This is a genomic window from Pseudomonas sp. SDT291_1_S447 (assembly GCF_054070155.1).
The window spans coordinates 1-4,776 of the sequence record NZ_JBSVXS010000211.1 but is presented as its reverse complement, the minus strand read 5'-3'; the positions used below and the strand labels follow the sequence as shown (position 1 = coordinate 4,776).

Sequence of the window (4,776 nt, the reverse complement as noted above, 5' to 3'; positions counted from 1 at the left end):
AGGCAACACATCGACATCTGACACACCGCTATCGCGAGCAGGCTCACTCCTACATTGGATTTGTGACAAGCCAAAGCCATCCGGTGAACCCCGGACGCTGAATTGAAAAACACCCCTCGTTTCCCACCGTGCCCTGATCGCGGCGGAGACGAACTCAAATAAATGATTCGAGGGGAAACAACCATGTTGCGTGCAGCAATCGCCGGTCTGGTACTGGCTTCGTTCACCTTGTCGGCCTCGGCCGAAACCATCCGCATCGCCATCGGCACCCAGGACACCACCATCAACTGCGCCGCCGGCGGCTTGTTGATTCGTGAGCTCGGTCTGCTCGACAAATATTTGCCCCACGACGGCGCCTACAAAGACGCCAAGTACGACGTGCAGTGGAAAAACTTCACCAGCGGCGCACCGCTGACCAACGAGATGGTCGCCGGCAAACTCGACTTCGGCGCCATGGCCGATTTCCCCGGTGCGTTCAACGGTGTCGCGTTTGAAACCGCCGGCAAGCACAGCCTGTTTATCAGCGTGTTGTCGGGGAGCATCAAGGGCAGCGGCAACGGCATCGTTGTGCCGAGCGCGTCCGGGGTGCAGGCGCTGAGCGAACTCAAAGGCAAGACGATTTCCGTGCCGTTCGCCTCCACGGCCCACGGCATGTTGCTGCGTGCGGTGGCGGCACAGGGTTGGGATCCGCTCAAGGACGTCAACATCATCGCCCAGCCACCGGAAGTCGCCGGCTCCGCGTTACAGGCCGGCAAGATCGACGCCCACGCTGATTTTGTGCCGTTCGCCGAACTGTTCCCGAGCCGGGGTTTCGCCCGCAAGATTTATGACGGCGCTCAGGCCAATGCGCCGACGTTCCATGGTGCGCTGGTGGATCAGGCGTATGCGAAGAAGTACCCGGAAGTCGTCGTCGCGTACTTGCGCGCGAGTATCGAGGCCAATCAACTGCTCGCCGCCGAGCCCGAGAAGTACAGCGAGCTGATCGCCAAAGTCACCGGCGTCGATGCCGAAGTGAATTACCTGTTCCACGGCCCGCTCGGCGTGCAGACCCGCGACCTGAGCTGGAAGCCGGAATATCGTCAGGCGGTTGGTACGGCCATCGATACGTTGAAGCTGTTGAAGAAGGCTGATCGTGGGCTCGATCTGAATACGTTTATTGACGATCAGTACATTCGGGCGGCGTTCAAGGCGTCGAACCTGGATTACACGGCCCAGTTAGCCAATTACGCGCAGACGCCGTTGAAGGCTACCGGTAAAGCGATCACTGACTTTAGCCACGTTGCAGAAATCTGGGTGCGCGGTGAGAGCAAGGTGCGGCAGTACGCGTCTACGGAAGAGGCGTTTACCGCGCTGGCCGCGTTGAAGCAGGAAGGCAAAAACGTCCGTGCGGTTTATGCGCAGGCCAGTGACAGCGGTATCAAGTTGCTCGCGGAGCAGGCGTGGTTTGCCAGTGATGCGAAGGGACGGTTAAGTGCGTTTTTGCTTAAGGGGCAGGCTCAGCAATATGCCTCGGCGCAGGGTGGCAAGGTTTTTGACTTTACGGATGCCACGACCCAAGCGGTTGCTGCTCGCTGATTGAAGATCAAGAGCCCCTCACCCTAGCCCTCTCCCAAAGGGAGAGGGGACTGACCGAGGTGTTTGGGCAAGGTACGCCGACCTGAGATACCGAGCCGAACTCAGGTTTGAAAGGCATGAAGATCAGCTCCCTTTCAAGCTGAGCGCAGGTTTTGAAAAGCTCGGAGATCGGCTCCCTTTCCCCCTCGCCCCCTTGGGGGAGAGGGCTGGGGTGAGGGGGTAAATCTCAGCCACAACACAGATCCAGAACTGGAAACCCGCTCCATGAAAACACCCATCCGCTGGACATCAAGAGCCGCCTCACTGCTGCTCTGCCTGCTGTTCTGGCAACTCGCCGCCAGCCACCACTGGAATCTCGGCCTCGTCACCTTCGCCAACGTGCCGACACCTATCGCGGTGATCGAAGCGGCGCTCGGTTTGGGCGATTCTGGCAAGTTGCTCCAGCACCTCACCGCCAGCCTCAGCCGCGTCTTCGCCGGTTACCTCGCCGCACTGCTGATCGGCATCGCCCTCGGTCTGGCCATCGGTCGTTCAAAATGGGCCGAAGACGTGCTGCTGCCACCCCTCGAAGTCCTGCGCCCAATCCCTGCGGTCGCATGGATTCCATTGGCCATCCTGATGTTCCCATCGTCCGAACTGTCGATGGTATTCATCACCTTCACCGGTGCGCTGTTCCCGATCCTGCTCAACACCGTGCACGGCGTCGAAGGCGTCGACCCACGCCTGATCGCCTCGGCGAAAAGCCTCGGGGCAGGGCGCCGCGCAATCCTGCTCGAAGTGATCCTGCCCGGCGCTGCACCCAGCATCATCACTGGCCTGGCGATCGGTATGGGCACTTCATGGTTCTGCCTGGTGACGGCGGAAATGATCTCCGGCCAGTTCGGCATCGGTTACTACACCTGGGAGTCCTACACCATTCAGAACTACGCCGACATCGTCGTCGGCATGTTGCTGATCGGCGTGTTGGGCATGGGCAGCAGTCTGCTGATCAAACGCCTGGGCGGGTTGTTCACGCCTTGGCATCGACCGCGAGGAAAAGCCTGATGAGCGTGATGCAAACCCCTGAGGGGCGGATCGACATTCGCCAACTGTCCATCGTTCTCGGCGCAGGGCGGGAAGCGTTCGAAGCGGTGCGCGAACTCGATTGCCAGATCGAACCGGGCCAGTTCGTCTGTATTCTCGGCCCGTCCGGTTGCGGTAAATCGACCTTGCTCGGTGCGTTGGCCGGGCATCTGCAGGCGCACGCCGGTAGCCTGAAAGTCGATGGCGCCGCGGTGTCCGGTCCTTCACCGCAGCGCGGCATGGTGTTCCAGCATCACACGCTGTTTCCCTGGCGCACGGTGCGCGACAACGTTGCCTTTGGCCTGAAGATGCGCGGCATCGGCAAGGCCGAACGTCATCGCGCCGCCGACGAAATCCTCAAGCTGGTCGGCCTCGAAGGTTTCGCCGAACGTTGGCCCGATCAGCTTTCCGGCGGCATGCAGCAACGCGTCGAAATCGCCCGTGTGCTGGTCAATCGCCCACGACTGTTGCTGATGGACGAGCCTTTCGGAGCGCTGGATGCGCTCACCCGTTTGAACATGCAGGAACTGCTGCTGGACATCTGGACGCGCATCCGCACCACGGTGGTGTTCGTCACTCACGACATCGACGAGGCGCTGTTCCTCGCCGACCGCTTGCTGGTGATGAGCGCACGACCGGGGCGAATCATCGAAGACTTGCGCCTGGATTTCGCCCGGCCACGCACCAGCGAACTGGTCACCAGTCCTGAATTCTCGCGCCTCAAACGCCACTGTCTCGACCTGCTGCGCCACGACGATGACCGACCGCTGCCGCGCCTCAATCCGCTCGGCCTGCCTCCCGAAAACCCTTTGCCGCGATTTGCCCTATGACCTCTATTTTTGCTGTGACCGATAACCAGGACATCCTTGCCCTGCAGCCGCGCCTGACCGCTGAAGACGCCGGTGTGCGCCGTATTGCGCTGATTGATCTGGCGGATCTCGAAGAGCCGGATGGCTTGCTCTGGCTGGTCGATCGCCTCGGCCAGGATCCCGCTGAAGACGTCCGCGCTGAAGCCGCGCGTTTGCTGGAGGCCTGGGAGGATGAAGACGTTGTGCAAGCCTTGTGCGAGGCGCTGACCGACCCGTCGCCCGCCGTGCAATCTGCCGCTGCGCAAAGTCTGAGCCTGCTCAAGACTGAAGCGGCGGGGCGGGTGATTCTGCCGTGGACCGATCACGCCGACGTCAGTGTGCGCATCGCCGCGTTTCGCGCCTTGCGAGAACTGCGTTTTGCCGACGCCGCACCGGCTGCCGTCGCGGCATTGAACGATGCCGACGCCAATGTCCGTCGCGAAGCCGTCGGTGTGCTTGGCTGGCTCAAGCAACTCGACGCGTTACCGGCGTTAGCAAGATTGGCCAGTGACGATCCCGATACCGAAGTTCGCCGCGCCGCCACCGGTGCATTGGGCCTGGCCTCCGGCGCCGAAGTATTGCCAGCCCTGCGCTTGGCCCTGCAGGACAATGCCTGGCAAGTGCGCGAAGAAGCCGCGACGACATTGGGCAAGGTCGGCCACATTGACGCCGGCTCAGCGCTGGTTGAAGCCTTGAGCGACGATTACTGGCAAGTGCGCCTGCGCGCCACTCGCAGCCTCGGTCGGCTGCGTTTCGCTCCAGCGCTGGACGCGTTGATCGAGACCCTCGGCCATCGCATCAGCAACCTGCGCAAAGAGGCCGCGCTGGCCTTGGGTGAATTGAATGATCGTGGTGCTGTGGCGGCATTACAGGCCGCCAAGGACGACGGCGACCCGGAAGTGCGCAAAGCCGTGCGCATCGCCTTGAGTCAATTGCAATGAACCCGCTGTCGGTGGGTAATTCACAGAGTGAAGGGACGCTACGCCTGAGCTGGCCGGATGGCCGCGAACAACAGCTCAACCACGCCGAACTGCGCCGCCAATGCCCGTGCTCGCAATGCCGCGCGTTTCGCCTCAAAGGCCTGACGCCGCTGGTTGATGAGCGCGTGCGCCTGATCGAACTAAACCCCCAGGGCTACGGCGTGCAACTGGTGTTCAGCGACGGCCACCAGCGCGGCATCTACCCGTGGGCCTACCTGGCAAACCTCAACTCCTGATACACCACAATCCCCTGTAGGCCTTCGCCTGCTCGCGATAGCGGTGTGTCATTCAACAATGATGTTGGCTGATCC

General features: G+C 61.6%; 5 protein-coding genes. All 5 read left to right on the top strand.

Features of this window, described 5'->3' with window-relative positions; genetic code table 11:
* Window positions 1-162 precede the first annotated feature (162 nt).
* The 5 genes from ACW9IR_RS28670 to ACW9IR_RS28650 all read left to right on the top strand — a co-directional run bounded on the left by ACW9IR_RS28670 (window position 163) and on the right by ACW9IR_RS28650 (window position 4,701).
* Window positions 163-1,575, top strand: a complete 1,413-nt coding sequence (locus ACW9IR_RS28670; protein WP_457465987.1) for an ABC transporter substrate-binding protein — start codon at window positions 163-165, stop codon at window positions 1,573-1,575.
* 264 nt (window positions 1,576-1,839) lie between these two features.
* Window positions 1,840-2,619, top strand: coding sequence for an ABC transporter permease (locus ACW9IR_RS28665; protein WP_457465985.1), 780 nt, complete (start codon window positions 1,840-1,842; stop codon window positions 2,617-2,619).
* Window positions 2,619-3,467: an ABC transporter ATP-binding protein gene (locus tag ACW9IR_RS28660; RefSeq protein ID WP_102901950.1), complete on the top strand. Its 849-nt coding sequence runs from the start codon at window positions 2,619-2,621 to the stop codon at window positions 3,465-3,467. The genes ACW9IR_RS28665 and ACW9IR_RS28660 overlap by 1 nt, the downstream gene beginning before the upstream one ends.
* Window positions 3,464-4,426, top strand: a complete 963-nt coding sequence (locus ACW9IR_RS28655) for a HEAT repeat domain-containing protein (protein WP_102901949.1) — start codon at window positions 3,464-3,466, stop codon at window positions 4,424-4,426. Before ACW9IR_RS28660 ends, ACW9IR_RS28655 begins: the two co-directional genes overlap by 4 nt.
* A complete protein-coding gene (locus ACW9IR_RS28650) occupies window positions 4,423-4,701 on the top strand; it encodes a DUF971 domain-containing protein (RefSeq protein WP_102901948.1) in 279 nt (92 codons plus the stop codon). Before ACW9IR_RS28655 ends, ACW9IR_RS28650 begins: the two co-directional genes overlap by 4 nt.
* Window positions 4,702-4,776 lie beyond the last annotated feature (75 nt).